General features: G+C 31.8%; 25 protein-coding genes and 1 pseudogene. 16 read left to right on the plus strand and 10 right to left on the minus strand.

Annotated features, from left to right (window positions below; all coding sequences use genetic code 11):
* Window positions 1–83 precede the first annotated feature (83 nt).
* On the plus strand, window positions 84–1,286 hold the full coding sequence (locus KA830_RS01800) for a putative multidrug effflux MFS transporter TcaB (protein WP_070037513.1): 1,203 nt from the start codon (window positions 84–86) through the stop codon (window positions 1,284–1,286).
* A gap of 361 nt (window positions 1,287–1,647) precedes the next feature.
* Here KA830_RS01800 and KA830_RS01805 read toward each other — a convergent pair whose 3' ends face one another.
* The gene (locus KA830_RS01805) at window positions 1,648–2,196 is read right to left on the minus strand and encodes a TetR/AcrR family transcriptional regulator (RefSeq protein ID WP_046208532.1); all 549 of its coding nucleotides are present in this window, start codon (window positions 2,194–2,196) and stop codon (window positions 1,648–1,650) included.
* A 126-nt stretch (window positions 2,197–2,322) separates the two neighbouring features.
* On the opposite strand from KA830_RS01805, the gene KA830_RS01810 reads away from it, so the two are divergent.
* Window positions 2,323–2,970, plus strand: a complete 648-nt coding sequence (locus KA830_RS01810; RefSeq protein WP_046208531.1) for an HlyD family secretion protein — start codon at window positions 2,323–2,325, stop codon at window positions 2,968–2,970.
* A gap of 12 nt (window positions 2,971–2,982) precedes the next feature.
* Window positions 2,983–4,857 carry a DHA2 family efflux MFS transporter permease subunit gene (locus KA830_RS01815; RefSeq protein WP_046208530.1) on the plus strand — a complete coding sequence of 625 codons (1,875 nt, stop codon included), beginning with the start codon at window positions 2,983–2,985 and terminating at the stop codon, window positions 4,855–4,857.
* Between the two features lie 366 nt (window positions 4,858–5,223).
* Here the strand turns inward: KA830_RS01815 and KA830_RS01820 are convergent, their stop codons facing one another.
* On the minus strand, window positions 5,224–5,859 hold the full coding sequence (locus KA830_RS01820) for a hypothetical protein (RefSeq protein WP_204180285.1): 636 nt from the start codon (window positions 5,857–5,859) through the stop codon (window positions 5,224–5,226).
* A 274-nt stretch (window positions 5,860–6,133) separates the two neighbouring features.
* On the opposite strand from KA830_RS01820, the gene KA830_RS01825 reads away from it, so the two are divergent.
* On the plus strand, window positions 6,134–7,039 hold the full coding sequence (locus KA830_RS01825; protein WP_070657935.1) for an alpha/beta hydrolase fold domain-containing protein: 906 nt from the start codon (window positions 6,134–6,136) through the stop codon (window positions 7,037–7,039).
* A gap of 137 nt (window positions 7,040–7,176) precedes the next feature.
* Here the strand turns inward: KA830_RS01825 and KA830_RS01830 are convergent, their stop codons facing one another.
* The gene (locus KA830_RS01830; protein WP_070657934.1) at window positions 7,177–7,584 is read right to left on the minus strand and encodes a hypothetical protein; all 408 of its coding nucleotides are present in this window, start codon (window positions 7,582–7,584) and stop codon (window positions 7,177–7,179) included.
* Window positions 7,585–7,596: 12 nt separating this feature from the next.
* Entirely contained in the window at window positions 7,597–8,064 is a 468-nt protein-coding gene (locus KA830_RS01835) for a thioesterase family protein (protein ID WP_046208526.1), read from the minus strand.
* A 141-nt stretch (window positions 8,065–8,205) separates the two neighbouring features.
* Between KA830_RS01835 and corA the strand changes: the two genes are divergently transcribed.
* Together corA and fni are read left to right on the plus strand one after the other, a co-directional pair.
* Window positions 8,206–9,153: a magnesium/cobalt transporter CorA gene (gene corA, locus KA830_RS01840; protein ID WP_070657933.1), complete on the plus strand. Its 948-nt coding sequence runs from the start codon at window positions 8,206–8,208 to the stop codon at window positions 9,151–9,153.
* A gap of 71 nt (window positions 9,154–9,224) precedes the next feature.
* Entirely contained in the window at window positions 9,225–10,271 is a 1,047-nt protein-coding gene (gene fni / locus KA830_RS01845; protein WP_070657932.1) for a type 2 isopentenyl-diphosphate Delta-isomerase, read from the plus strand.
* Window positions 10,272–10,493: 222 nt separating this feature from the next.
* Here fni and KA830_RS13650 read toward each other — a convergent pair.
* Window positions 10,494–10,694: pseudogene (locus KA830_RS13650) on the minus strand (IS5/IS1182 family transposase); the annotation flags it as partial.
* A gap of 240 nt (window positions 10,695–10,934) precedes the next feature.
* Window positions 10,935–12,140, minus strand: a complete 1,206-nt coding sequence (gene gltS / locus KA830_RS01850) for a sodium/glutamate symporter (protein ID WP_046208523.1) — start codon at window positions 12,138–12,140, stop codon at window positions 10,935–10,937.
* Window positions 12,141–12,491: 351 nt separating this feature from the next.
* Here gltS and KA830_RS01855 point away from each other — a divergent pair, with 351 nt between their 5' ends.
* The 4 genes from KA830_RS01855 (at window position 12,492) to KA830_RS01870 (ending at window position 15,673) form a co-directional block, all read left to right on the plus strand.
* On the plus strand, window positions 12,492–12,815 hold the full coding sequence (locus tag KA830_RS01855) for a PadR family transcriptional regulator (RefSeq protein WP_046208522.1): 324 nt from the start codon (window positions 12,492–12,494) through the stop codon (window positions 12,813–12,815).
* The gene (locus KA830_RS01860) at window positions 12,808–13,368 is read left to right on the plus strand and encodes an HAAS signaling domain-containing protein (RefSeq protein WP_107365313.1); all 561 of its coding nucleotides are present in this window, start codon (window positions 12,808–12,810) and stop codon (window positions 13,366–13,368) included. The genes KA830_RS01855 and KA830_RS01860 overlap by 8 nt, the downstream gene beginning before the upstream one ends.
* Window positions 13,365–14,168, plus strand: coding sequence for a DUF4097 family beta strand repeat-containing protein (locus tag KA830_RS01865; RefSeq protein WP_204180284.1), 804 nt, complete (start codon window positions 13,365–13,367; stop codon window positions 14,166–14,168). The genes KA830_RS01860 and KA830_RS01865 overlap by 4 nt, the downstream gene beginning before the upstream one ends.
* A gap of 176 nt (window positions 14,169–14,344) precedes the next feature.
* Window positions 14,345–15,673 carry a Na+/H+ antiporter NhaC family protein gene (locus tag KA830_RS01870; protein WP_070657929.1) on the plus strand — a complete coding sequence of 443 codons (1,329 nt, stop codon included), beginning with the start codon at window positions 14,345–14,347 and terminating at the stop codon, window positions 15,671–15,673.
* 143 nt (window positions 15,674–15,816) lie between these two features.
* Here the strand turns inward: KA830_RS01870 and KA830_RS01875 are convergent, their stop codons facing one another.
* Complete coding sequence (locus KA830_RS01875) at window positions 15,817–16,425, minus strand: DNA-3-methyladenine glycosylase (RefSeq protein ID WP_046208518.1); 609 nt, start codon at window positions 16,423–16,425, stop codon at window positions 15,817–15,819.
* A 208-nt stretch (window positions 16,426–16,633) separates the two neighbouring features.
* Between KA830_RS01875 and KA830_RS01880 the strand changes: the two genes are divergently transcribed.
* The 4 genes from KA830_RS01880 to KA830_RS01895 all read left to right on the plus strand — a co-directional run bounded on the left by KA830_RS01880 (window position 16,634) and on the right by KA830_RS01895 (window position 21,274).
* The gene (locus KA830_RS01880) at window positions 16,634–17,212 is read left to right on the plus strand and encodes a DUF805 domain-containing protein (protein ID WP_064209343.1); all 579 of its coding nucleotides are present in this window, start codon (window positions 16,634–16,636) and stop codon (window positions 17,210–17,212) included.
* A 306-nt stretch (window positions 17,213–17,518) separates the two neighbouring features.
* Entirely contained in the window at window positions 17,519–18,418 is a 900-nt protein-coding gene (locus tag KA830_RS01885) for an ABC transporter ATP-binding protein (protein WP_070657927.1), read from the plus strand.
* The gene (locus tag KA830_RS01890; RefSeq protein WP_070657926.1) at window positions 18,411–19,649 is read left to right on the plus strand and encodes an ABC transporter permease; all 1,239 of its coding nucleotides are present in this window, start codon (window positions 18,411–18,413) and stop codon (window positions 19,647–19,649) included. Before KA830_RS01885 ends, KA830_RS01890 begins: the two co-directional genes overlap by 8 nt.
* Before the next feature lie 596 nt (window positions 19,650–20,245).
* Window positions 20,246–21,274 (plus strand): aldose epimerase family protein, encoded by a 1,029-nt coding sequence (locus KA830_RS01895; RefSeq protein ID WP_198644448.1) that lies wholly within the window; start codon window positions 20,246–20,248, stop codon window positions 21,272–21,274.
* A gap of 262 nt (window positions 21,275–21,536) precedes the next feature.
* Here KA830_RS01895 and KA830_RS01900 read toward each other — a convergent pair whose 3' ends face one another.
* Entirely contained in the window at window positions 21,537–22,193 is a 657-nt protein-coding gene (locus tag KA830_RS01900; protein WP_046208512.1) for an MOSC domain-containing protein, read from the minus strand.
* 158 nt (window positions 22,194–22,351) lie between these two features.
* Here KA830_RS01900 and KA830_RS01905 point away from each other — a divergent pair, with 158 nt between their 5' ends.
* A complete protein-coding gene (locus tag KA830_RS01905) occupies window positions 22,352–23,041 on the plus strand; it encodes a ribose 5-phosphate isomerase A (RefSeq protein WP_046208511.1) in 690 nt (229 codons plus the stop codon).
* Between the two features lie 106 nt (window positions 23,042–23,147).
* Here the strand turns inward: KA830_RS01905 and sdpC are convergent, their stop codons facing one another.
* Window positions 23,148–24,467 (minus strand): peptidoglycan release complex CPBP-like subunit SdpC, encoded by a 1,320-nt coding sequence (gene sdpC, locus KA830_RS01910; protein WP_204180282.1) that lies wholly within the window; start codon window positions 24,465–24,467, stop codon window positions 23,148–23,150.
* A 255-nt stretch (window positions 24,468–24,722) separates the two neighbouring features.
* Between sdpC and hutG the strand changes: the two genes are divergently transcribed.
* Window positions 24,723–25,652 (plus strand): formimidoylglutamase, encoded by a 930-nt coding sequence (gene hutG, locus KA830_RS01915; RefSeq protein WP_204180281.1) that lies wholly within the window; start codon window positions 24,723–24,725, stop codon window positions 25,650–25,652.
* Here the strand turns inward: hutG and KA830_RS01920 are convergent.
* A complete protein-coding gene (locus KA830_RS01920; RefSeq protein ID WP_046208508.1) occupies window positions 25,642–26,517 on the minus strand; it encodes a LysR family transcriptional regulator in 876 nt (291 codons plus the stop codon). The genes hutG and KA830_RS01920 overlap by 11 nt on opposite strands.
* Between the last annotated feature and the right edge of the window lie 36 nt (window positions 26,518–26,553).

Raw genomic sequence — 26,553 nt, forward strand, 5'->3', positions numbered from 1 at the left:
GTAATAAGTCAGTAAGAAATACATAATTAAATGTAGTTATCGTCGAATTGAGTATTTTAAGTAATATTTGAAGGAGTTATAAGATGTCAGACAATCAACAACAAAAGCAATCACTTATTTTTATTTTAATTCTAGGTGCATTAACTGCAATTGGTGCTTTATCTATAGATATGTTTTTACCTGGTTTACCTCAAATTCAGACTGATTTTAATACGACAACTTCAAATGCGCAATTAACTTTATCTTTATTTATGATTGGCTTAGCTATTGGGAATTTATTTACTGGTCCTATTTCTGATTCCATCGGACGTAAACAACCACTTATGATTGCGATGTTGTTATTTACATTAGCAAGTTTAGGAATTATTTTTGTAAACAATATTTGGTGGATGATCATTTTAAGATTTGTGCAAGGTTTTTGTGGAGGCGCAGGCGCAGTTATTTCTAGAGCAATATCAAGCGATTTATACAGTGGTAAACAATTAACGAAATTTTTAGCTTTACTCATGTTAGTCAATGGCGTCGCACCTGTATTAGCACCCGCTTTAGGTGGTGTGATCTTATCATTTTCAACTTGGCATATGGTGTTTGTCGTACTTACCATATTTGGCATGCTCATGTTTTTTGGAACAATGTTTAAAGTGGAAGAATCATTATCAATTGAACATAGGGATAGCCCTCATATGGGAAGTATTTTTAAGAATTTCTTACAATTATTAGAAGCACCACGTTTTGTATTACCAATGTTGATTCAAGGGGTTACGTTTATCATATTGTTTAGTTATATTTCAGCTTCTCCATTTATTACTCAACATATTTATGGTATGTCTCCACAGCAATTTAGTATTATGTTTGCAGTTGTTGGTATAAGTCTGATTGTTTCAAGTCAATTGACTGGTAAGTTGGTTGATTTTATAAATAGGCAAATGTTATTACGAATTTTGACATTGATTCAATTAGTAGGAATTCTGAGTGTAACGTTCACTTTAGTAAATCACTTGTCAATATGGATTTTATGCTTTGGTTTTATTATTCTTGTTGCACCGGTTACTGGTGTAGCAACACTGGGATTTTCTATAGCAATGGATGAACGTACTGGGGGTAATGGAAGCGCATCAAGTTTACTTGGACTTATCCAATACTTATTAGGTGGGGTGATTTCACCTCTCGTAGGTTTAATGGGAGAAGAAAATTATGTACCTTATGTCACAATTATCCTAATTGCAGGTATATTACTCATAGTGTTGCAAGTGATGAGTTATTTTGTATTTAGAACAAGCAAGTGAGCCTAAGAGAGGATGAAATAAAATCTTTTTAGTATTTTGGTAAGTAGCTGGTGCATGTGTTTCAAGTCAAGTACTTTAAGTTGATTTAAACATGCGCTTACATTCATGGATGTAGCAATAATGTCATTTTAAACAAATTAGATTTTTATCCCAAGCTAATTTATTTTGCAGGAATGATTCGAAGTGGCGAAGGCTAGAATTTTGCTAAACCAAGGTGAAGTATAGCATTGACATGATGTTGCATGGTAGGTATCAAGCTGTTCTATATATTTGAATTAGAAATAATCTAAGACTATTAAACTTCTATTATTTTGTAGAAATTTAGTAGTCTTTTTAATTAGATCATTTATTAGGAAATGACTTAACGATTCAACTTAATTGTATTAGCTAATAAAATTTGAGCTAAATCATTTACCGGTTGATTGCATCCTTCTTTAATCCAAGTATAAACAAGACCCATTTGGCCACCTAGTGCGTAAATTACAAATTGTTTTTTATTTATAACACTGGTATAGTCATCCAAAATTTTAATATAGGTATCACGCGTGGCATGCATATATTCAAAAAACAAGTCTCGATTAGGATATGTGACTAAAATAGCATGGAAATAGCCATAATGGCGTTTAATATAGCGTAAAATGATTTTGAAAAACTGATATAGTTTCGAATAATTATCTGCAATCTCTTCTGAACTTTTATATAGATTTTCTAATAGTTTTTTATATTTCTGAATATGGTGTGACTGTATTGTAGCTAAAAGATCATATTTATCTACGAAGTAATCATAAAAAGTTGTCCTATTTATATCACTATATGCACATAACATTTTGATAGTTATATTTTCAAACGGATGTAGCTCTAGTAATGCAATCATATTATGGATGATTTTACGTTTAGCATTTTGTTTCATAATAACTCCTTCATAGAACATAAATAACGTACCCAACACATTTTATTTAAGTGTCGGTATACTTTTAAATTTCATCTCTTTATAATATACAAGGTGAATTTTAAATGCAAATAGGAGGAAAGTATCATGAAGAAAATGGTATTAATCAATGTCATTACCATTGTTGTACTTGTAATTATTGGTGTCGTAGGATTCCATTTTTATAATCAAGCAACATCTTTTGTAAGTACGGATAATGCTAAAGTGGATGGAGAACAAATTAAAATATCAGCTCCAGCTTCTGGCGAAATCAAATCGCTTGATGTCAAAAATAATGAAAAATTAAGCAAAGGTGACAAAGTTGCAGAGATTGCTGCTAAAGGTGAAGGCGGTCAATCTCAAGATATGAGTATTAAAATGCCTAAAGATGGCACAATTGTAAAAGTTGATGGCATGGAAGGTTCAATGGCTCAAGCTGGCACACCAATCGCTTATGCTTATAATTTAGATGATTCTTATATAACTGCTAACGTGGATGAAAAAGATATTGCAGACGTTGAGGAAGGTAAAGATGTAAATGTTAAATTAGATGGTGAAGACGCTGAATTAAAAGGTAAAGTAGAAGAAGTCGGCAAAGCAACTGCTTCAAGCTTTTCAATGATGCCTTCATCAAACAGTGATGGCAACTATACAAAAGTATCACAAGTGGTACCAGTGAAAATTTCACTAGATTCAAAACCATCTAAAAATGTTGTTCCAGGAATGAACGCTGAAGTAAAAATTCATAAAAATTAAGGGGGTCTTAAAATGACAATGACCTTCATTATTGTTTACGTAGTCATAGCGCTCATTCTTGTCGGCGGACTAAATTTCTTTATCATGAAAAGAAATAAGCAAAAATCTGCCAGAAAAATGGAACAATCTAAGCATGAAAGCATTGCTTCTAACGAAAGTTATCAATCTAAATTTAAAGTTAAAGACGACAAAACAACAACAGAAAATCAAGAACAAAACAAAGATGAATCAATAGACGAAAAGCCAGAAAAGGCAACGCACTCTGATAGTGACGCTACTGAATCATCGACACAACATGATTCGGATCATGAACAAATCAATCCGAATTCTGAAGAAGCACAGGTAAATGAAAAGCTAAAAGCTAAACATAGTTCATTTATGTTTGGAAAAGGCACTTCTCAAGGTAAAGTTTTAATAGCGATGATTTTCGGTATGTTTATAGCTATATTAAACCAAACGTTATTAAATGTTGCATTACCTAAAATAAATACAGATTTTAATATTTCTGCTAATACAGGTCAATGGCTTATGACAGGCTTTATGCTTGTGAATGGTATTCTAATACCAATCAGTGCCTATTTATTTAATAAATATTCGTATCGTAAATTATTCTTAATAGCGATGACATTATTCACGATTGGCTCGTTAGTCTGTGGTATATCAGGTTCATTTACAATAATGATGGTTGGCCGAGTACTGCAAGCTATTGGTGCTGGTGTCTTAATGCCACTCGGTACAAATGTATTTATGACTATATTCCCACCTGAAAAACGTGGCGCAGCAATGGGGACACTCGGTATAGCAATGATTTTAGCACCTGCAATAGGACCAACATTATCAGGTTATATTGTAGAAAATTATCATTGGAACGTGATGTTCTATGGCATGTTCATTATAGGGCTTATTTCATTGGCTATCGCTTATATATGGTTTAGAGTATATCAAGTTACTACAAACCCTAAAGCAGATATCCCCGGCATCATATTTAGTACAATTGGATTTGGTGCGTTATTATACGGATTCAGTGAAGCGGGAAATAACACGTGGAGTTCTCCAATAGTTGTAGTGTCGCTTATTATTGGTGTGATCTTTATTATTGCTTTTGTAATTAGAGAGCTTACAATGCGTGTGCCAATGCTAAGCATGGAAGTTTTAAAATACTCAGGTTTTACATTAACAACAGTTATTAACATGATTGTAACCATGAGTTTATTTGGTGGTATGATTTTATTACCACTTTACTTACAAAACTTAAGAGGTTTTACACCAGTACAATCAGGTTTATTATTATTACCAGGTGCTCTAATAATGGGTATAATGGGCCCAATAGCAGGAAAATTATTAGATACGATAGGTATTAAACCACTAGCTTTAGTAGGGACAGCCATTATGACTTATGCTACGTGGGAATTAACAAAATTAAATATGAATACAACGTATGGTCATTTAATGGTTATTTATATCATTCGTTCATTTGGTATGAGTTTTATCATGATGCCAATAATGACTGCTGGTATGAACGCATTACCACAAAGACTCATCGCACACGGCAATGCATTAACTAATACATTGAGACAATTGGCTGGTTCAATTGGTACGGCATTACTAGTTACAGTCATGTCTACACAAACAACTCAACATATTGCATCATATACACAGGATTTAGATAAAACAAATCCATTTATTAAAGACCGTTTACAAGAAATGGCTCAAGCAATGGGTGGAGAACAAATGGCAACTTCTCAAGTTTTAGAATTTGTGCAAAAGCTAGCTTCAATTAACGGCGTAAATAGTGCTTTCTTAATCGCTACTTTGTTAAGTGCGTTGGCATTTATTTTGAGCTTGTTCTTAAAAGGCAAGTCACATTACATTTCAAATGAAGAATAAGAAAAAGAATCAGTGATATAACATTTCTGACTAACGAAAAAGCGGCAATTTCTATAACAGTTGTATAGAAAGTGTCGCTTTTTTAATCTTTAATAAAGTCTGCGTTACTATTTTCTTATAATGAATACTTTTGTGACTCAGATAATTACTAGTATTAAATACATTAAAAGTAACAAGCCACGTGGTCTAAATAAATTTGATAATTAAGTTGAGACCTTTTAGGTTTTGACTTTAATTTTATCAAATATATTAATCGATTGGCGCATCGATCTATAGGTATAAAAGAAACCCGAAAATGAACTTTGGCATACATTTTCGGGCTTAATATACTATATGTAGCAGCTTTTTGATAAAATTTGAACGAAGTTAAATTCTTGGTTTCCGATTTCTAAAGAATAAACTAATTAAAAGTAAAGCAATACTACAACTTAATAAAATAAAAGCGTTATGGATTGCATTTGCTTCTGTTAATATTTGGTTTGAATCAACAGTTATATAATATTGATTCATTGAATCGGCAATTCTTGTAGCAATATTTTTAATTAATGCAGAAAAACCAAAAGTAATTGCAAGCATGATCGCTATGATAAACATATTAACTATTTTCAAAATCGTTTTATTAAAAAATAATGTAAAAATAGTTAAGATTAAACTTAATATACAGGCGATAAAAAATATATAAAATACAAGTATTAAGCGATCAATACTTGTTTGTAAGTTATCAATGCTTTCTATATTTAAATTTAAATGTGTTAAGTTATTGATGGTTTCTTGAAAATTCGTTAATTCTTTAAAATTAACCGATTTATCTACGAAAACTAAATTGAATATGGGCTCTTTAAACATACTGTAACCAGAAATTGCAACTAGAATTAAGACGATTACTTGTATAATAAGGCTAACCCAAGATTTTTTCTTTTTTCCATAGCGAGTGCCTCGTTGCATTGTTTCATTCGTTAAAGTGTGTTCAAAATCTTTAAATTGGTGATTGTTTGCGGTCATAACTTACTCCTTTCATAACATTAGATGGGGGGATCTAGTTATTTTATGACTTTTATTTTGTTATAATATGTGATAACTGTTACATTTTAACCAATGTAGTTGAATATTTTAATTTTTAGTATGAATTGTCATATTTTTAAAATTTCAATATCTATTATAACTTCTCGTTTATGTCATTATTTTTATTTTATCATATAATTTATTTTAAATACTGAATTGAAACAAAAATTCTATAATTCTAAAATTTGTTACAAAAAGATAGGGATGATTATGTATGAAATCAAGACTAACAACAAAATTTGTTAATAAATACTTATTACCACATCGTTCAATTATATTTGATAACCAACAAAGCTTTGAAAAATTTTTACAAAAAAGATTAACGATGAATGAAAAAAAGCACAAACAGCCTGAAACATTAAATGTAAAATCAGATTTAGAAAAACAAATGATGGATGATATGCAGTTGTTCAGATTTCGTTTTAGACACAGCCAACAAAAGAAAATACTTTATATTCATGGTGGGTATAATATTTTACAGCCTTCAGCTTTTCATTGGAGATTTATGGATAAACTTGCATTAAGTACTTTATACGAAGTTGTATTGCCTATTTATCCAAAAGCACCTAAATATCATGTTGAGGATACATATGCTGCGATTCATAAAGTGTATCAACAATTATTAACAGAATGCAGTAATGAAGATATTATTGTGATGGGTGATGGTACTGGCGGTGCATTAGCGATGAGTTTTGTGCAACAATTAAAATCTAACAATCAACCTTTGCCAGCTAAATTGTACTTGTTTTCACCTATGTTAGATGCTCAATTGAATAATGAAAATATTACAGATGATTTAATCGATAAAGATGTCATCATAAATATAGAAGGTTTACAAAAAATTATGAAAGTATGGTCCAATAATCTTCCACTGAATGATAGTAGATTATCACCAATTTATGGAGAATTATTTGGTTTACCGCCTATATATATATTTGGTGGTGGAAGAGAGATTTATTTACCAGATATGAAAAGGATAGCTTATATGTTAGAAGATATGCGTCAACCAGTACAATTGTATACCTTTAAAAAAATGGTGAATGCATTCGCATTATTACCTATTAGAGAATCTCATAAAGTTGTAAAAGAAATCGTCAATACAATTCATGATAAACGCTAATGCGTTAGCATATAACTGAATTTTAGAAGCATGATAAGCCTATAAAAAATTAAAAACAGAGGCGAGGTAGACATCAAACATAAATGTGTTGATATTGCCTTGCGTCTGTTTTTATATGTCCCAAATAGTTCATTGAATTAGTAGTGTTCGTTCATTATTGTATCAATGACAGTTAAAATAGTCTGTGTCCCTTTTAATTTATAGTAGAGTGCTATAAATTCATTGAAATCTTGCTTTGGCTCATCCATATTTTTAAATTCTGAGAGATTATTTTTATACAGTTGTTTTTCTTCTTGAACAAAAGTTCTGTAGCGTTGAACTAAATCTTCTTCTACATCAATTTGTTCGACTAATGAATGAATCGTATCTATCGCTTGTTTCTGACCTTGGTAATAACTGATATCAAATCCGCGCTTAATCAATTGATGATCAGGACCATTAATAACTAGCTGTTTGTTTTGGTTAAGTTCGCTAAGCCCAGCTTTCATATCATCGTTTAAATCATAAAGCTGCACTTTGATTGCGTCGATTATACTTTGTGACATCTTAAGCACTCCTTATCTTGAGATACCGATTTTATGACCTAATTGTTTAGGCCATTCGATTAATTGTTGATTATCATAATAATTGCTAACTTGGTCAGCAAATGATTTAGGGAAAGGCGCTGTTTTATTAATTGTGCGATCAATTCCTAACATCATTGCTTCATTTGTTGCTATATTGCTACCATCTTGGTTTGTCATGATGGAAAAGAAATGCAAGCTTTTTTCATTATAATCATAGATGTATATTGTAATGGTAAATGTATCACCTTCTGTTAATTCTGATAAATAAGCTGTTTGTTCTTCAACAGTGAATAATGTGTAATTTAACTTGTCACGTTCAGCTAAAGATAAGCCATGTGTATAATTAAATTGATTAATTGCCTCACTGAAAACCATATTATAGTTTGCATCATGTACATGTCCATTATGGTCAATCATATCGGGTGTCACATTGTTGGAAAATGTGAAAGGATTGCTCATCGTTACATCTCCTTTAATACTTTAATTGTTAGATTAAGCATATATATTAATTTTACTAACCTAAGTTTACTAAAAATTGTATATAACATACACAAATAGCATTTCATGATAAAATAAAGAAAATGATTATAGGGGTGACCTATGGCTATCACAATGAGATACTTATCGTCTGAAAATAGACTCACAAGCGCTAATTGTTTAGAAGATATTCCGAAAACAGCGCAGTTTATATGGTGTGATTTTAATCAACCGACTGAGGCAGAAAATACATTTTTAAAAACACGTTTTAACTTTAATAAACTTGAAATTGATGATACAGTAAACGGGACACCGAGAGCTAAATACAAAGCTTATGACACATATCAGTACATTGTAGTACATGATGTGAAAACTGAAGATTTCAATGCAAAAGCATTAAATATTTTTATAAAAGATCGTTTACTTATTACATACCATCATCAACCATTTGATATTTTAAAGAAGATTGAAACTACTATTAAAACACAAATGACAAATAACATTCTCCCAACTCATATATTTATCTTGGTGCTGGATTGTTTAGTAGACGGTTACTTTGATTTCGTTTATGCTATCGAAGATAAGGTATATGAATTTGAAGATAGTGAAAATACAAAGGGTTCTATGAAATTTGAGATGGACAATGTATTTAAGATACGTTCGGAATTAATTAAATTAAAACGCGTCATTTATCCCATGACAGAATTAGTCAATCAATTAAAAGAAAGTCATCAATTATTTTTAGATGATAAGAGCCAGCTTTATCTTCAACATATTGACGATCATATGATTAAACAACAAAATATTTTGAAAATATGTCAAGAAATGACAAACGAAATAAAAGATAATTTGACATCGTATGCTTCATATAAAATGAATCGAATTATGCAAGTCCTCACCTTAGTGTCAGTTGTATTTTTACCTTTGACATTAATTACAGGTATTTATGGTATGAATTTTATAAACATGCCAGAATTAAAATGGCGATATGGTTATTATTTTGTCTTAGCACTAATGTTTTGTATTAGTATAGGTTGTGTGATTTATTTTAAAAAAGAAAAATGGTTTTAGTCTCATGGTATGAAATTAATGAAGCAGTTTGAAAACTGACAAAATAAAAATTTTTGAGGTAGGAGTAAATAATGAGTGATTTAAAAAGAGAACAAAGAAAAAATGAACACGTTGAGATTGCAATGGCACAAACAGATGCTTCAATCTCAGATTTTGATGAAATTCGATTTGTACATGATTCTATTCCGAGTATAGATGTGAGTGATGTTAATCTTGAACATTCGCTAAAAGATTTCACGCTCAGTCAACCACTTTATATTAATGCGATGACTGGTGGCAGCGAATGGACGAAACAAATTAATGAAAAATTGGCAATCGTGGCACGTGAAAGTGGTATGGCAATGGCAGTAGGTTCTACACATGCGGCGTTACGTAATAGCAATATGGCATCATCATTTACAATCGTGCGTGAGGCCAATCCAGAAGGTATCATATTTAGTAATGTCGGCGCCGATGTGCCTGTTGATAAAGCTGTTCAATCAGTTCAATTGCTTGATGCTCAAGCATTACAAGTACATGTCAATGCACCTCAAGAATTAGTCATGCCTGAAGGTAATAGAACTTTTTCTACATGGATGGACAATCTTGCACAAATTGTGGGGCGGATAGATGTTCCAGTGATTGTCAAAGAAGTAGGTTTTGGTATGAGTAAAGAAACAATCAAAAATTTAAATGAAATTGGCATAAGATATGTAGACGTGAGCGGACGTGGTGGTACGAATTTTGTAGATATTGAAAATGAAAGACGTGCCTACAAGGACATGGACTATTTAAGTATGTGGGGACAAACAACTGTGGAATCATTATTAGAAAGCACTGCTTATCAAAAAGATATGAATATACTTGCTAGTGGTGGCGTACGGTCTCCTTTAGATGCTGTGAAATGTTTAGCGCTTGGGGCAAGTGCGGTGGGTATGTCGCGCCCATTTTTAAATCAAGTTGAAAATTATGGTATTACAGAAACATTAAACTATACTGAGCAATTTACTGAACATATGAGAAAAATTATGACGATGTTAAATGCGCCTACGATAAATGATTTAAAACGCGCTAAATTGATTTTTGGCCCTAGATTACAATCTTGGATAGAGCAGCGTAATATCGATATTAATAATTAAGATTTTATTGAAATTTATTTTTGTAAATCTGGTCATGAACTACTGTGTTAACTTTCGTATATTAAATCATTGATGATTAAAGATAAATTAAAAGAATCTTGGACATAAAGTTCTTGGATAAGTGACAAAGGCAATTTCTATTGAACAATATAGAAATTGCCTTTGTCTATATTGTTTTAATTATAAATAGCTCATTGAGTTACTACTTTTCTCATATTAAATACTATTAATAGCAAGAAATAAAGATTCTAATAGGACATCTAATTTAAGATTTACTCTAAAACAATTCATTGTTTTATAAGAAGGTGTTTGATTTTGTGAGAGCTACAACTTTCAGATACAATCATTAAGCAGTTTTTCAGTTACAAGACCAAAGCATTCAGATTGTCTGTATGCATGTAGAATAATTTTTAACATCATTTTGGTTGATATAAGACCTTGTTTTTGAGTATTTTAATGTGAAATGACATATGAATACGTTGTATTTTGGCGAGTCGCTTGAGGGAACAGGACAAGCTGAAGCTGCGCCTAAGAAAGCGAGCCAACAATATGAAGTATAGAAACAAATTAAGAAGCACTCCGATGAATTGAATCATCAGAGTGCTATTTTTTTTAAGATCTATGTCTCAGAATCTTTCCTATGTTAAAAATCAAAATTCAGCATTAGAATAGATTGATAAATGTAGTAACGATTGGGACGCCAAGTAAATCAATTAAAAATGCACCTACAATCGGTACGACCAGATATGATTTTGGTGAAGCACCGAATTTTTTGGTAATAACATCTAAGTTTGCCATAGCGTTTGGAGTTGCACCTAGACCATGACCAATAAACCCACCAATCATTACAGCTGCATCGTAATCTTTTCCTAAACCGCGGAATACGATAAAAATTGAGAATAACACGATAAATACTACTTGTATTAAAACAATAATAATTAAAGGTAAAGCTAATTGATATATTTCTGTAAGTTGTATACTCATCAAAGCGATTGATAAGAAAAGGCTTAGTGATATGTCACTAATTTTATCAACGAATTTCATATCAATAAGATTTAAATTATTATATTCAGAAATATTGCGAATGATAACTGCTACAAACATTGCACCAACATATATAGGAATATTGATACCAGTTAATTCAGAGAATGTATTTCCTAAATATGAACCAATTGCCATACAAATAGTTACAATCGTAAATTGTAAGAAAAAGATTGTAGTAGGGTTCATGCGATTATGTAAGTATTCATTAGATTTCACGTTACCATAGTCTGTTGTTGTTTCTTCTGCATGTTCTGATTTTAAATTATACTTAGTTATTAAAAATTTTACTACAGGGCCACCGACTAAACCACCAGCTACAAGGCCTAGTGTTGCTGCTGCTAAAGCTGCGGTCAATGCAGAATCAAACCCCATGTCTCGAATAGTTTGCCCATAAGCAGCTGCATTACCATGGCCACCTTCCATAGACATAGAACCAGCTGTTAAGCCTAATAATGGTGGAATGTTTAATACTTTTGCTAATGAAACACTAATTAGGTTTTGGAAGACTGCAAGAAAACCGCAGAATATAAAGTATAAAATGAGTACTTTTCCGCCCAAACGTAGTAACTTTAAAGAAGCGCCTAATCCAATTGTTGTAAAGAACGCAAGCATAAAGAAGTTTTGTATGAATTCAGAATCTAGTTTGATTGTTATAATGTTCGTAGATTGTAAAATTGCAACTAAAATCGAGAAGATTAAGCCTCCGATAACAGGTGCTGGGATACAAAGCTTTCTTAATATTGAAACATGATTAACAATAAATATACCTAACAGGTATAACAAACTTGCGATTGCTAAAGTAGTAATTGCATCTAGCTCTAGCATTTTCAATCCCCCTTATATTTCAAATGAAACTCTCCTGTGTGTCTTGTTATATGGATGGAGTCGTGTGCAAAATGACAATGAAGAAAGTGCTTACAAAACTCCATGCTATCTATTATACATATTTAAATCGCATAAATCTAGTTTGGAATTAAATACTAAATAGAATAAATAGCGATTGTTTTATTTGTAATCTTCAGACAATAATACTATTGTCTGATACGCAAAAATTAAAGGGGAATTAATCAGGGATATTTATAGCACAGTACCTTGCAATGTACAGTAGTGTGTGTTATATTCTGTTTGACAGCTACTGTGTAATGTATAGTACTGGTTTCCCATAGGAGGTAACATATGAATAGTCAATTTAAAAAAGGCGCACTTGAACTTATTGTGTTGCTAATAATCAAAAGAGATGACCAGTATGGTTACTCGCTCGTTCAAAATATTTCGAGGCATATGAGTATTGCAGAAGGAACAGTATATCCATTGTTACGAAGATTAGTGAAAAATGGAGAACTCACGACATACTACCAACCTTCTTCAGAAGGACCAGCAAGGAAGTATTATAAAGTGACTGACCAAGGTAATGACAGGTTAGCTGATTTATTACATGAATGGCGATCATTTTCAAGTATTGTAGAAATATTTATAAAGGAGAGTGAATGGAATGACTAAAAATGAATTTTTAAAACAATTGCATAAACATTTAAAACATGATTCTGATGCAGAACGACAAGATATTTTAAATGAATATGAAACACATTTTTATAGTGGACTGAAAGAAGGTAAATCAGAAGCACAAATTTCAGAGGAGTTAGGAGATCCTAGAACTTTAGCTAAAGAAATGAATGCGACAGCTGCTGTAGAAAAAGCTGCTGACAGTAAAAAATTTGGTGACGTAGGAAATGCCATTTTTGCAGTGATGGGTTTAAGTATATTAAATTTCTTTGTAATTTTAGTACCGTTTATTTTCGTGTTGAGTATCGTTGTTTCATTGATTGTCACTACAATTTCATTTGTTTTAAGTCCAATATTGTTATTAGTGAAAGGGTTTTTAAATGGGTTTGAAAATATATTACTTTTTGATGTTTATGCGGTAGGTGCATTGTTCGGTATGGGATTAATGTTATTTGTGATTACGTATTTAATTACTAAAGCATTTTATTTAATTTGTGTGAAGTATCTCAAATGGAACATAAACGTGGTGAAAAGGAGTGGGGTTTCATGAAGAAAACACTAATTATCCTCTTCATAATTGGATTAATTATAACGATTGTTTGTGGCATTGGTGTGGTAAATCAGTTTCAAGTAGAAAGTAAAAAATCGAAAGAAGTCACTGAGAACTATCATAAAGTATATGATAATAATGCTGAGGTGAAAAAACTCAATGTAGATTTTAGCAACAGTAATATAAAATTAAAAAGAGGAGATCAACTTAAAGTTGAATCACGAGGCACCAACGATAAAATAAATATGGATACGACGGTGAAAAACGGAACGTTATATGTGAAAGATAAACCCTTAGACAGCAATGTTGATATCACATTTATGGATTTTAAGCATAATGATGTCACGATTACTTTACCAAAATCATTAAGTCATTTAAATGTTAATACTGAATCCGGTTCGATTATGGTTGATCAAATAAAAGCGGATTATGCTAAATTATATGCGGATGTAGGGGAATTGAATATTAGTCATGCAAAATTTGATCGTTTAATTGCTGAGGTTGATGTTGCGGATATGTATGTGACAAAAACTCAATTTAATTCGGGTGAGTTCGAAGGTGATACTGGCTCAATTGATATCAAAGATATGCCAATTGATAAACCGGTTAAAGTGAAAACGGATGTGGGCGATATAACAATGGATTACACGGACAAACAGCCTAACAATACACGGATAGAATTTGATAGTGACGTAGGAGAGCTGGATATTAACAATCACTTGTTTAAAAACAAACAAGTAGGAAATGGATCAAATCTCATTCATATTAAAACAGATACAGGTGATGCTGAAATCAACTAAATCTGTAAGATTAATTATTAAGTAACAGTGTGTGAGCATAAGTCAATTGGATTTTGACTCATGCTCACATTTTATTTTTAGCATGAGACGTGGTGAGATTTTAAATTTCTGTGTTTACTCATTTTTTGATATACTATATGCCATATAAAATTACTAGGTTTATCAGGAGGAGTGTTATGCAGGAATTTAATAGAAGTGATAAGCAATATGGTTTTTTAGCACTTCTGCCATTAGTCATATTTTTAGGGTTATACATTGGTGTAGGTATTACTTTTACCATAATGGGTAAGGAAGATGCTTTTGATCAATTACCAAGACATGTTGCTATTTTTATTGGCATCATTATTGCTTGGACATGCTATGATAGAAAAACAAAATTCACTAAAAAAGTTGAAATATTTACAGAACATGCAGGTAACTCCGGTATTGTTAATCTAGGTCTAATTCTCTTATTAGCAGGCGCTTTTTCTACGGTGACATCGGAAATGGGCGGTAAAACAGCAATGGTGAATATGGGACTTACTGTAATCCCACCAAGTCTACTTATACCTGGGATATTTATTATGAGCGGTTTTGCTGCACTAACCTTAGGGACTTCTACGGGGGCACAAGCTGCATTTATTCCTGTAGGTGTTGCTGTAGCACAAGCTGCGGATTTAAATGTTGCAGCAGCTGGTGCCGCTGTGATTGCTGGTGCATATTTTGGTGATAATTTATCCATTATTTCAGATACGACAATTGCAGCAACAAATGGTGTCGGTGCTAAAATGAAAGATAAATTTAAGATGAATGTGTTGATTGCACTACCTGCTGCACTTATTACTGCAATGATATATGCAGTTGTGGGTGGAACGGGTAAAGTAGAAGGTGACTTAAGTTTTAACTTTATCAATATACTGCCGTATCTATTTGTACTTGTAGCAGCAATCGCAGGTCTAGATGTGATTTTAGTGCTAATCATTGGCATTATAATGGCAGGTATCATTGGTCTGACTCAAGGTAATTTGGGAATATTTCAGTTTACGAAAGCTATAGGTGAAGGTATGGAAAGTATGTTCCTTATCTTTCTTGTGGCGTTTTTAGTATCAGGACTGGTGGCTTTAATCCGATATTATGGTGGTATTGATTGGATCATTAAGACAATGAAAGAGAAAGCAAAAGGCCGTAAAAGTGCGGAATATGTGATTAGTTTAATGTCTGGTGTGCTTTCTGCTGCTTTATCACATAACACGTTAGCTATTTTAATTTCTGCGCCTATCGCTAAAGAAATTGGTGATGAATATAAGGTACCGCCTAAACGTATGGCAAGCTTATTAGATATATTTGCTTGTTGTGCCTTAATGGTGCTGCCACATGATAGTGGTATGTTAATGGTTGAACAGTATGGTGATGTTTCTTATATAGAAGTTTTAAAATACACATTTTATCCTGTGATATTTGTTGTTTGTACTGTTATTACGATACAATTCGGTTTACTTGATAAAGATAAAAAACTTTCTAAATAATTTTTAGTTTGTTTGTGGTAATGCGTAGAAAAGTAAAACATATATCATAGACGAGCATTTAAAATGAGCGATTATAATTCAAATAGTTTAATAATATTTTAGGAAACAGAGCATATATTAAATATAAAGCTCTGTTTCCTTTTTTAACGCCATGTATCCTGTGGCGGTACCGTAGAACGTTTTGATATTCTGGAAACGTACGGATTGCCTTTAACGATAAAACGAAGTGGTTTTTGTGTCCATTCACCTTTATTGGGGATACCAATTCTCGGTGTTTCCTCGATATGTTTAGGGTATTTACGGTTTTTAGTATCTATTTTTAGATGGCCTTCATTTAATCGTGAACCATCCAGATGTCTTGGTATATTAAATGCTTTAGTCCATTTTCCAGGGCCATTTGTTAATTCAAAGCCGTCTTTGTTTCTATTTAAGCGCATTGCTTCAATATTCTCTTCTGGTTCAACAGCACGTATCAGTACACCTTCAGGTACCCCTTCTAATTGCGTTACAAAGTTGATAAGTAGATGGGTATGCATCACATGCGCATAAATTGTGCCACCCAGTTTATATAAAGATTCTACTTTGGGTGTGCGTTTGCCATTAAATCCGTGAGCAGCTTGATCTTTTTTTCCAACATATGCTTCAGTTTCAACAATGTATCCTGTAAACGTATGTAATTCATCTTCGAAAATGACACGTACGCCTAATAAATCTTTGGCGATAGTGACTGTATCTCGCTGTAAAAAATCCATTTACTAATCCTCCATATAATAGTTTTAGAAATTAAATGTTTTTCAAACTTTTTTATTAAATTGTAAAATTGTGTTACAACCATGTGTAAATTTTGGTAGAATAACCTTATAAGTTTACTAAAAATTAAAAAGTGTAGTTAAAGTATCAATGACTATATTAAAGTTAAATAAACATTATATCAAATGAACTTGAAACGGGGAGAGCAATTTGGAAAGAAAAATTGGGTTTGGAGAAGCATTAAAACTATTTTGGAAAAATTATTTTAACTTCAAGGGCCGTGCACGCAGAAGTGAATATTGGTATATGGTTTTATGGCATTTAATTTTTCTAGTACCAGCGTTCGTTGTATATTTTATTGCTTTGGTTGCATTAATCAGCGCTGCTGCTTCTCAATCTGAAACAGTCATTATGATAAGCGTAGTTTTTCTTATCATCAGTTTAATATATTTTGTTGTGTACGGTTTGGCTACGCTGATACCTAATTGGGCAATATTTATTAGAAGGTTTCATGATACAGGTAGAACAATGTTATTACCGCTTATTTATTTAGGCATTACAGTATTTTCTTACATCATATTTTTAATCATAGCTGTATTAGATTCAGATTTGAATCATATTGCAAGTATAATTTTCATCGTATTGATGTACGCATTCTATATAGGTTTTGGTATTTATGCGTTAGTCGTTAGTTGTTTGGATAGTGAACGCAAAACAAATAAATATGGTCCGAGCCATAAATATGCAAATCAATATACTAAGATTGATGACATGTATAGAGAACAATAATTAAAATAAACCCAAGTATACGAGTTAGGCTGTTAATATGCTTCGTGATACTTGGGTTTTTATAAAGTTTATTCATTTAAATAAGATAAATTTAGATAATGTATTCCTAATACATTATCTAAAATATTGTAGCGTTGAAAAAGCATCATCTACATTTGTACCTATCATTGCTGTGACTCATGCTGTAACATTGGAAAGAACCAAAATGAGAACTTCTATATATAAGACAATTTGAAATGTATATTTAAGGTGTGAAATGTTATTATCAATATATACTTAACAGACTTTAAGGGAGGGAATCTTGTCATGTCCTTAAAAATAGCAAATGTTACAAAAAAATATAAGGATTTTACAGCAGTTAATGATATTTCGATAAATTTAGAACAAGGAAACATGCTAGGTTTTTTAGGACGTAATGGTGCAGGAAAGACAACAACATTTAGAATGATACTTGGGTTGACGCCGATTACTGAAGGACAAATTTTGTATAAAGATAAAGCAATCGACCAATCAATATATGATAAAATTGGATATTTGCCTGAAGAACGAGGATTACATCCAAAAATGAAAGTGGTCGATGAGTTAAGATACTTAGCTACATTAAAAGGGATGAAATCCAAGGAAATAACTAAAGCCATTGATTATTGGTTAAATCGTTTTGATATTGAAGAAAATAGGGACAAGAAAATTGAATCATTATCTAAAGGTAACCAACAAAAAATACAACTATTAGCAAGTATGTTACATAATCCGGAGTTATTAATCTTGGATGAACCTTTTAGTGGTTTAGACCCAGTTAATGTTGAATTATTAAAATCAGCTGTAAAAGATTTAAATGATGCAGGAACGACGATTATTTATAGTTCTCATAGGATGGAGCATGTAGAAGAGCTTTGTGATGATGTTTGTATTTTGAATAAAGGTGAACTTGTTGTTTCAGGGCCGATTGGTGAAGTGAAAGCAAATCACGGCAATAAAAGCGTAATCATTGAAACCAATCAAACGATGCCAGAAATAGATGATATCAATGGGGTTATCCAAGTGGAACGCAATAAGAGGGAAATACGAGCATTAATAGAAGACGAATCTATTGCAGAGGAAATATATCATATCGTTGTGCAGTATGGTTTTGTAAAAAGATTTCAAGTGATAGAACCAACATTAAATGAGATTTTTATAGATAAAGTAGGTGAGGTAAATGGATAAATTTTGGGCTACTTTTTCACTTACGTATAAAAGTAAAGTTAAAACAAAATCATTTATGATTTTCACAGCAATTGTCGTTGTATTAATGTTGGCGGCAGCTAATATTAATAAAATCGTTGATCTATTTGATAATGGGCCTGATAAGATTGGTATCGTAGTCAATCAAGACTCAATATATAAAGGGGTTAAAGCACAAAGTGATCATCTTGATAGTGATGCGAAATTTAAAAAAATGACAGAATCACAAGCACATCAACAAGTGAAAAATGAAAGTTTAGATAAAGCGTATGTCATTCAATTACATGATAATCATAAATTGACTGGTGAAATATTAAGTAAGGATACCGTTTCGAAAACAGATGAACAAAAATTACAAACTACTTTATCAGCTATCCAAACCAAACTTGTGGCATCTAGTTTGAACCTATCTGAAGATGAGCTAAAGCAATTGCAATCTCAAAGTAAAGTAAGCTCACAAGTGCTTTCAGATAGTGCGAATGGCACTCATTTAAGTGAATCACAAAAAACATTTAATACGATTATCGTATATGCAGGTATTATGCTCATGTTTTTCATTATCATAAATTATGCCAATCAAGTAGCGATGGAAATTGCAACTGAAAAGACGTCACGTGTCATTGAAATGATTATTACAAGCATATCACCAGTAACACACATACTTGCTAAATTGTGTGGCGTCATTGCTGTGGCATTAACACAAATTAGTATTTTCATTGTAGTAGGTATTATAAGTGTACTGTTATTTGATATTGGAGATATGCTTAAAGGATTTGATGTACAGCCGAATGATCTAACAGTACAATTAATCATCGTTGGTATACTATCGCTGATTTTAGGTATACTTTCCTATATTATATTGGCAGCTATTTTGGGATCGATTACTTCACGTATCGAAGACATTAATCAATCACTTATGCCAATGACGTTGATTAGTATCATTGCATTATATACGGCAATGTTTGGTGTTATAAACCCTGACACGACTATCATAAGGATTACAAGTTTTATTCCTTTATTATCTCCCTTTATCATGTTTTTACGTGCATCAACACCTGATGTAGCTACTTGGGAAATTGTAATAAGTATGAGTCTATCAATAGTAACCATATTTATCTTGCTTTACATTGCAGTAAGAAGTTATAAAGATACCATCTTAAGTTTTGATAAAGGTCTGTTTAAATCTATGAAACGTGTTTTCGGAAAAAATTAACATATGTTAATGATTATAGAAATGAGTTATAGATGAACAAATAACTTTTAAAACCGTATCATAATATATAAGTAGGGGAATGAAACTCAAACAACATAATGGTTTCACTCCTACTTTTTTTATGAAAGTATGAATTGTAAAACAGGGTCCTCGAGTTTGTTGAATATGCCAAATAAAACATATTTATAAAAAATAGAAAAAATATCACAATTTTAAATAATATTTGATAGAATGAATAATTAGTATAGATAATGAATTAGTTAAGTTGTTACACTATAGATAAGTAAGATATTTACTAAGGGAAGTAGTAAGCTATTTTGGAATTTTAAATTTTAGTGGATGAAGTATTTTGCTCAATAATTTGGGGAGATATTGAGTGCGTATTGACCTTAGCTCATTTTTAAATGTTGTCTCATTCACTTTAAAAGCAATGAATTTTAGAACTACCAGGACTCCTATGTCTTGTTTTATAAAACAAAGATGGTGTTCATGACTGTGGTTCGATACATTCAATTTGTGATTGAAGTTTTATTCAAGATAGTACTGAAAGTCTAAGTGAATCATAATATGTTTGGTTTGAAAGGGAGTAATTGATGATGTTTGCAAAAGTAGAAAGACAAAGTAATGGTATTGATTTAATTAAGATAGACAATGAAGCAACTAAGATTGTTTTCACAAACTATGGCGCTCGTATCGTGTCATGGAAATATGATGATAACAATATTGTATTAGGTAATGTGGTAGAAGCGGATGAATTCTATCAACAAAATCCTTTTTATTTTGGTGCTACTGTAGGCCGTTATGGTGGACGGATTGCAAATGCAGAATTTCATTTGGATGGTACAACGTATCGATTAGATACGAATGATGGTAAAAATAATATTCACGGTGGTTTTAACGGTATTGATAAATGTTATTTTGATTATGAGATATTTGAACAAGTAGGACAAGTGAAAATTGTGTTTTCCACTACAATTCAGCAATCAGATGATTATTTTCCAGGAAATATCGATTTAGAGGTGATACATACTTATGACGTTGATCACAAATGGACAATTGAGTATAAAGCCGTTACTACCGAAAAAACAATTTTTAATCCTATGAATCATGTTTACTTTAATTTGAACAGAGATAATAATGTTATCGATAACCATAGTATTTCAAGTTCAACATTAAAAATGCATTTATTAGATAACGATCATTTTGTGACAAAACAAAAGCCACTAAATTTAGAACATGTTTTTGCACGCAATCACATTCAATTTAAAGATATTTTTAATAGTGAGCATCATGACATTCAATCACAAATGAAACGTTATGGTGGTCTAGATCATCCGTTTCAGATTGGAGAGCAAGGTATGACAGTTGAAAATAAACATTTTCAACTGACTGTTGAAACTGATATGCCCAATGTCGTGATATTTACATTTAATGATACTACGGAATGGGAAAGTGATTTTAATATTTATAAAGCACATTCAGGATTTACGTTAGAAACACAATGCATACCTAATGATATTAATTTGTATGGAGAAGATGCGCCATCAATTTTAGAAGCGAATCAGCCATTTTATTCTAAGACATCATATAAAATTGCTGAAAAAACTTGCGAAGAAGTAGAATGATATCATTGCGCGTGTATCAAGTGTTTTGAATTAATATAAAGTAAGCAAACACCACTTATGGATAAGTAAGTAGCAATTTATAATAATGTATTACAGAAAATAGATTAAGTAGACAAACTCAGGTAAGTGCAGTTATATTAATACCATTTTTGGTCAGTTACTTAACCTGAGTTATATCAATATATCATTTTTAAAGATTCTTGTTGTATAAGAATCTTTTTTTTGAGCCATTAGTTTAGGATATTCACCCATATTGTAATGTTTATTTTTGAGCGCGTTTTAGATATTTTTCTAATTTACGTCGTCTTTCTTCAGTTAAATATGGATTTTTCAAAGCATATGCCAAGCGCACGACATTTTTATTGTCATTGTAATAAATATCATTAAGTTCGAATACAGATAAAAGAGAATCATGTTCCCCGAATTTTATGAGCTGAAGATGAGACGAATCGTAAACAAAGCCTTCCTTAACTACTCTAAAGTAACAACCAGTTTTACATGAACTGGACATGCGTTTAATAAGATTAGGAATTTTATACTTTTCTTGTATTTTCCAACAAGGCTCTCTTATCTCTGAAACTTCGATAATCGCTTCACCTAATTGAAATTGATCTCCAAAATGCAAATCTTTTTCATCTAAGTCTTTTACCGTTAAGTTCTCGCCAAACATTGCATATTCTGGTAAATCTGTGACATCATCTTTCCATAGATCGTAATTTTTTTCGCTATATAAACATACAGCCTTATTGGGCCCGCCATGTCCTTTGTATTCTTGTTCATCTTCAGAAAAACCGGTTTTTGAAAGCCACATCTTACCGGTGAAAAGTGTTTTGTTAAGTGCTGAACGCATTGGTCTTTTAGTACTATAAGGTAAATCTTCTATTTTTCCTGTAGCAATCGCTTTTAAATGATAAATCATGACAATCCTCCTAGTTGGTGATGTATTATTATTGTAAACTAGCTATTTAATTATGCAAGAAGATATATTAATTTAAAATTTATACATATTTTTTAACTATGTATTTTTTTCAATCTCATGTACAATAAAGGTGAGAGTAAGTTATGTAAAGGGGACGCATTATGGATACGAAACAGTTAAAAATTAGTACATTTAATGAAGCGTTAAGCCAAATCAGTGACGGTATGGTTGTGGGCATTGGTTCTGGTTCGACAATAGAGTTGCTTGTCCCAAAACTAGCTGAGAAGTTGGACCATGAACAGATTGATATTACAGGTGTATGCACCTCTAATAAAACTGCTTATATCGCAAAAGAATTAGGTATTCGAGTAGTGGATGTCAATGATGTAGAAAAAATTGACGTTGCCATTGATGGTGCAGACGAAGTAGACAACAATTTGAATTTAATTAAAGGTGGCGGCGGGGCATTATTTAGAGAAAAAGTGATTGATGCCATGGCGGAAAAGTTTATTGTTTTAGTAGATGAATCTAAGTGTGTATCATACTTAGGTCAAACTTTTAATTTACCTGTAGAAGTAGATAAATTTAATTGGTTATTAGTTTCTAAAAAAATAGTAGCTTACGATAATTTAAAAGTGATGCGCCGAATGGTGGATGATGTCCCATTTATAACTGATAATGGCAATTACATCCTTGATGTTACATTGAATTCATCTATCGATCCTTATGCTATGCATGAATTTTTAATTCATTTAGTAGGTGTTTTAGAAACTGGATATTTTCTTGATGTTACAGATCAAGTCATTATAGGTAAGCAAAAAGGCGTTGAAATTTTAAATAAATCATAACTCAAAATATAATAAAAGCAGGTTAACTAACGGTATAAATTAAGATAGACATGAAGTTTATTCATTGTATCTGAATATACGATTAGCGTAACCTGCTTTTTGTTAATTAGCGACGATGATCATGTTTGTTTTTAAGTTTAAAAGGTGATCGTTGTCGTTTTTTATTTTGTTGTTGTATGGTTGGCTCAGAAGTACTAGAATCATCATGTTTTGGTGATGATGTCTCCACCTGTGCTTTTTCAGTAGAATTTTCAACGGCGCCATTTACCTGTGTCTCAACATGTTGACGTTCATCTTGGACATCGTGGTTCTCTATAGTTTGTGGCGTGTTTTCATCAATAATATTGTTTCGGCTGTCATCGTGCTGTGTTTGTCGGTGATCCTTCTCAGTGTCCGTGTCATTCACATGTTCAGTCGATGGTTTTGAGTCAGCATCATGTGAATTGACATGATTGTCTGTTGCTCTTTCAGTTTGAGATGTAGCAGTTTCGCTGTGCTCACTGTCTCCACTATGTGTATGTACATTTGTTGTTGAATTATCAGATTTGAGTGTATCTTCATTACTATCATCTGCTTGAGCAGTTTCTGAATCTTCACTTACATGATCTAAATAATTATTGCTATCAACTTCATCTAAACTACGTTTAGTAAAGAAATAAAGTATTGCTCGAATAATAATACTTAATAAAATGTAAACGACTGCTACAGCTGATGTGGATAGTGCAATTACTTTCATTGCAAAAACACTGCCAAGTTCTTCATTGAATAAGAAAACAAGACCAAATGACATTGCTGCATGGAATATCGTTGCGATAAATATCGTGCGACCTTTTGTAGCACGAATTAACTCACCGATAATCATGGAAAATGCAAATGTATATAATAAACCATATAAAGTATATTCAAGACTAAAGGCCATATTTATATTCCAAATGGAATATAATAAACCAACAATAATCGATGCAAAGAATGTGTTCATTTTCGATTCTATAATATTTTGTAAATAAGAACGGAAACCAAATTCTATTAAGAATGCCATCACTAGTTGTCCAAGTATAATTGCAGTAATTGAAACAGATAAATCTTCTGTTTGTAATAATACAAAACTATCTGCAAAGATATTAAAACTTATCATAGCAATCAGGAAAATGATTAAAGGTAAAATAAATGCTAGTAAAATACGTTCAATCACTTTTAAATCTATTGTTAGTTTTAAACCAGATAACTGCGTCTTACGTTTACTAAAAACGATAATACAAACAAGCGCAGCAATAAATGGCGCTATAGCACTTAAGTCAAAGACAAAAGTCTTAAGTGAAATAGTACTTTGTAAGTCTTTCAGTATAATAGGAGCTGCATAAGCAATAATATAGAAAATAAAAATCATTATTGCCCATTGAAAACCTGATATACGTTGTTTATTCATTATGTAACCTCCAATAGGGTTCAGAAAATCATTTATCACTAATTATACATATTTATTAATCAGAAATAAATTAAATTTAGGTATTTATCATTGAAATGTAATAGTAATGCCAAAACTAACATCTAAATGAAATAATTTATTGTCATTTGATAAAATTAAGTAGATAAATTTTGGGTAAATAAAAGCATAAATTGAATTGAATTCAATGTAAGCGTATACTTTTAAATGAAACATTGTTATAAAAGGAGGAGAATTATGTATAAATTAGCACAGCGTGATTTCTGGACAGGTAGAGTCGATAGCGAATCAGATGAGTCTCAATTTAGACATTTTCAAACTGTGAATTTTAGAAATATCAAAGATGACTATCATGAGACACGCCAAGGTGTGGGATTATTAGGTTACGCAGTTGACAGGGGTGTTGAATTGAACAAAGGGAGATTAGGTGCTAAAGAAGGTCCCGACGCAATTAAGAAAGCATTTGCAAATCTACCTGTGTTGAGTGACTGCAAGATATATGACTATGGTAATGTAGAACATGATCATGATGACTTAGAAGACACCCAAAAAGAATTCGCAAAATATGTTGCGACATCAATACAAAGGCATAAACAGACGTTTTTATTGGGTGGTGGACATGATATCGCATATGCCCAGTATTTAGGTATAAGAGAAGTTTATCCTGATGCTTCTTTAGGTATCATTAATATCGATGCACATTTTGATACCAGAGCAGAGTCACAGTCTACCTCTGGAACGAGCTTTAGGCAAATTTTAGATCAAGATAATCAAGCAGATTATTTGGTATTAGGTATACAACAAGGCGGTAATACACAAGGCCTATTTGATTATGCGGAAGAAAAAGAAATCGGTTTTGTTTATGCTGAGGAATTATTGCATCAAATATCTCCTCCTGTAAAAGATAAGGTAGAACGATTTATACACAATCATGACGTTATTATGTTCACAATATGTATGGATGTTATAGATAGCGCATACGCACCAGGTGTAAGTGCTAACGCAGTATTAGGTTTGTTCCCACATATTGTCCTTGAACTTGCCAAACGTATTATCCCAAATGACAAAGTCTCTACGATTAGCATTGCAGAAACAAACCCTAAATATGATGTCGATAATCGTACTGCAAAGCTATCAGCTAATTTTTTACATCATTTTATTCTTTAATATTCCAATAATAAAGGCATAAATCTATAAAAGAAAGTACTCGTTCAGGGTGCTTTCTTTTTTTTAGGTAATTGATGTAAATGGTACGACTGAGTGTAGGTTTAATTTCAATTGCATCTAAATCTCGTGCATTAAAAGATTGGTAATAGACACGTGGTATGACGGCATAGCCTAATCCTCGATGAACGAAATTCGTTGAAGCTTCAAAGCGATCTGCCTCTATAATAATATTTGGGTGAATATTTAATCGGTTAAAATAGTCATCCAAATGCTTACGTACTTGGGAACCTTTTGTAGGTAAAATGAGCGGTAAAGATTTAATGGATACCTTTTTGCTATTAGAAAAGGTATTTTTAGGTGTTATGAGGACATAAGATTCCTTATATAGAGGAACAGAGTGTATATCCTCGTGAATAATTTGTTCATTGGTTAAGCCTAAATGATTTTCAAAATTTAATAGACGCTCTAATATCGTGCTCTGATCATGTACTTCTGAAGCGTGATACGTTTGATCTGCATATTCTTTTTGATGCATAGCAACTACTTGTGATATCCATTGATTTGATGATTCAAGAATAGAAAATTTGATTTTAGGTGCATGTCCCATTTTTAAATCATACATTTTTTCTAGCGTTTGATGATAACTTTGTACGAGCTGAATTGCGTAGTTATAAAAATGAATACCTTTTTCAGTAATTTTGATATCCTTGGTCGTTCTTAAAAATAAATCATAACCTAAATCAGCTTCTATTTTTTTTATTGTATTAGTTAAAGAGGGTTGGCTTATATGCAAAAAATCTGCTGCCTTTGTAAAACTATTATATTTAACGACAGCAATAAAATATTCTAATTGAACAATTTTCATCTGAATGTCACTCCTATATATTTGCGTATTTATAGT

Origin of the sequence: Staphylococcus sp. GDY8P119P (assembly GCF_017892075.1) — a bacterium.
In the GTDB taxonomy this organism is placed as follows: Bacteria; Bacillota; Bacilli; order Staphylococcales; family Staphylococcaceae; genus Staphylococcus; species Staphylococcus ureilyticus.

Excerpts from the sequence above, each read along its gene's own strand:
- KA830_RS01800 (WP_070037513.1), top strand. The coding sequence starts at position 84 with ATGTCAGACAATCAACAACAAAAGCAATCACTTATTTTTATTTTAATT.
- KA830_RS01805 (WP_046208532.1), bottom strand. The coding sequence starts at position 2,196 with ATGAAACAAAATGCTAAACGTAAAATCATCCATAATATGATTGCATTA.
- KA830_RS01810 (WP_046208531.1), top strand. The coding sequence starts at position 2,323 with ATGAAGAAAATGGTATTAATCAATGTCATTACCATTGTTGTACTTGTA.
- KA830_RS01815 (WP_046208530.1), top strand. The coding sequence starts at position 2,983 with ATGACAATGACCTTCATTATTGTTTACGTAGTCATAGCGCTCATTCTT.
- KA830_RS01820 (WP_204180285.1), bottom strand. The coding sequence starts at position 5,859 with ATGACCGCAAACAATCACCAATTTAAAGATTTTGAACACACTTTAACG.
- KA830_RS01825 (WP_070657935.1), top strand. The coding sequence starts at position 6,134 with ATGAAATCAAGACTAACAACAAAATTTGTTAATAAATACTTATTACCA.
- KA830_RS01830 (WP_070657934.1), bottom strand. The coding sequence starts at position 7,584 with ATGTCACAAAGTATAATCGACGCAATCAAAGTGCAGCTTTATGATTTA.
- KA830_RS01835 (WP_046208526.1), bottom strand. The coding sequence starts at position 8,064 with ATGAGCAATCCTTTCACATTTTCCAACAATGTGACACCCGATATGATT.
- corA (WP_070657933.1), top strand. The coding sequence starts at position 8,206 with ATGGCTATCACAATGAGATACTTATCGTCTGAAAATAGACTCACAAGC.
- fni (WP_070657932.1), top strand. The coding sequence starts at position 9,225 with ATGAGTGATTTAAAAAGAGAACAAAGAAAAAATGAACACGTTGAGATT.
- gltS (WP_046208523.1), bottom strand. The coding sequence starts at position 12,140 with ATGCTAGAGCTAGATGCAATTACTACTTTAGCAATCGCAAGTTTGTTA.
- KA830_RS01855 (WP_046208522.1), top strand. The coding sequence starts at position 12,492 with ATGAATAGTCAATTTAAAAAAGGCGCACTTGAACTTATTGTGTTGCTA.
- KA830_RS01860 (WP_107365313.1), top strand. The coding sequence starts at position 12,808 with ATGACTAAAAATGAATTTTTAAAACAATTGCATAAACATTTAAAACAT.
- KA830_RS01865 (WP_204180284.1), top strand. The coding sequence starts at position 13,365 with ATGAAGAAAACACTAATTATCCTCTTCATAATTGGATTAATTATAACG.
- KA830_RS01870 (WP_070657929.1), top strand. The coding sequence starts at position 14,345 with ATGCAGGAATTTAATAGAAGTGATAAGCAATATGGTTTTTTAGCACTT.
- KA830_RS01875 (WP_046208518.1), bottom strand. The coding sequence starts at position 16,425 with ATGGATTTTTTACAGCGAGATACAGTCACTATCGCCAAAGATTTATTA.
- KA830_RS01885 (WP_070657927.1), top strand. The coding sequence starts at position 17,519 with ATGTCCTTAAAAATAGCAAATGTTACAAAAAAATATAAGGATTTTACA.
- KA830_RS01890 (WP_070657926.1), top strand. The coding sequence starts at position 18,411 with ATGGATAAATTTTGGGCTACTTTTTCACTTACGTATAAAAGTAAAGTT.
- KA830_RS01895 (WP_198644448.1), top strand. The coding sequence starts at position 20,246 with ATGTTTGCAAAAGTAGAAAGACAAAGTAATGGTATTGATTTAATTAAG.
- KA830_RS01900 (WP_046208512.1), bottom strand. The coding sequence starts at position 22,193 with ATGATTTATCATTTAAAAGCGATTGCTACAGGAAAAATAGAAGATTTA.
- sdpC (WP_204180282.1), bottom strand. The coding sequence starts at position 24,467 with ATGAATAAACAACGTATATCAGGTTTTCAATGGGCAATAATGATTTTT.
- hutG (WP_204180281.1), top strand. The coding sequence starts at position 24,723 with ATGTATAAATTAGCACAGCGTGATTTCTGGACAGGTAGAGTCGATAGC.
- KA830_RS01920 (WP_046208508.1), bottom strand. The coding sequence starts at position 26,517 with ATGAAAATTGTTCAATTAGAATATTTTATTGCTGTCGTTAAATATAAT.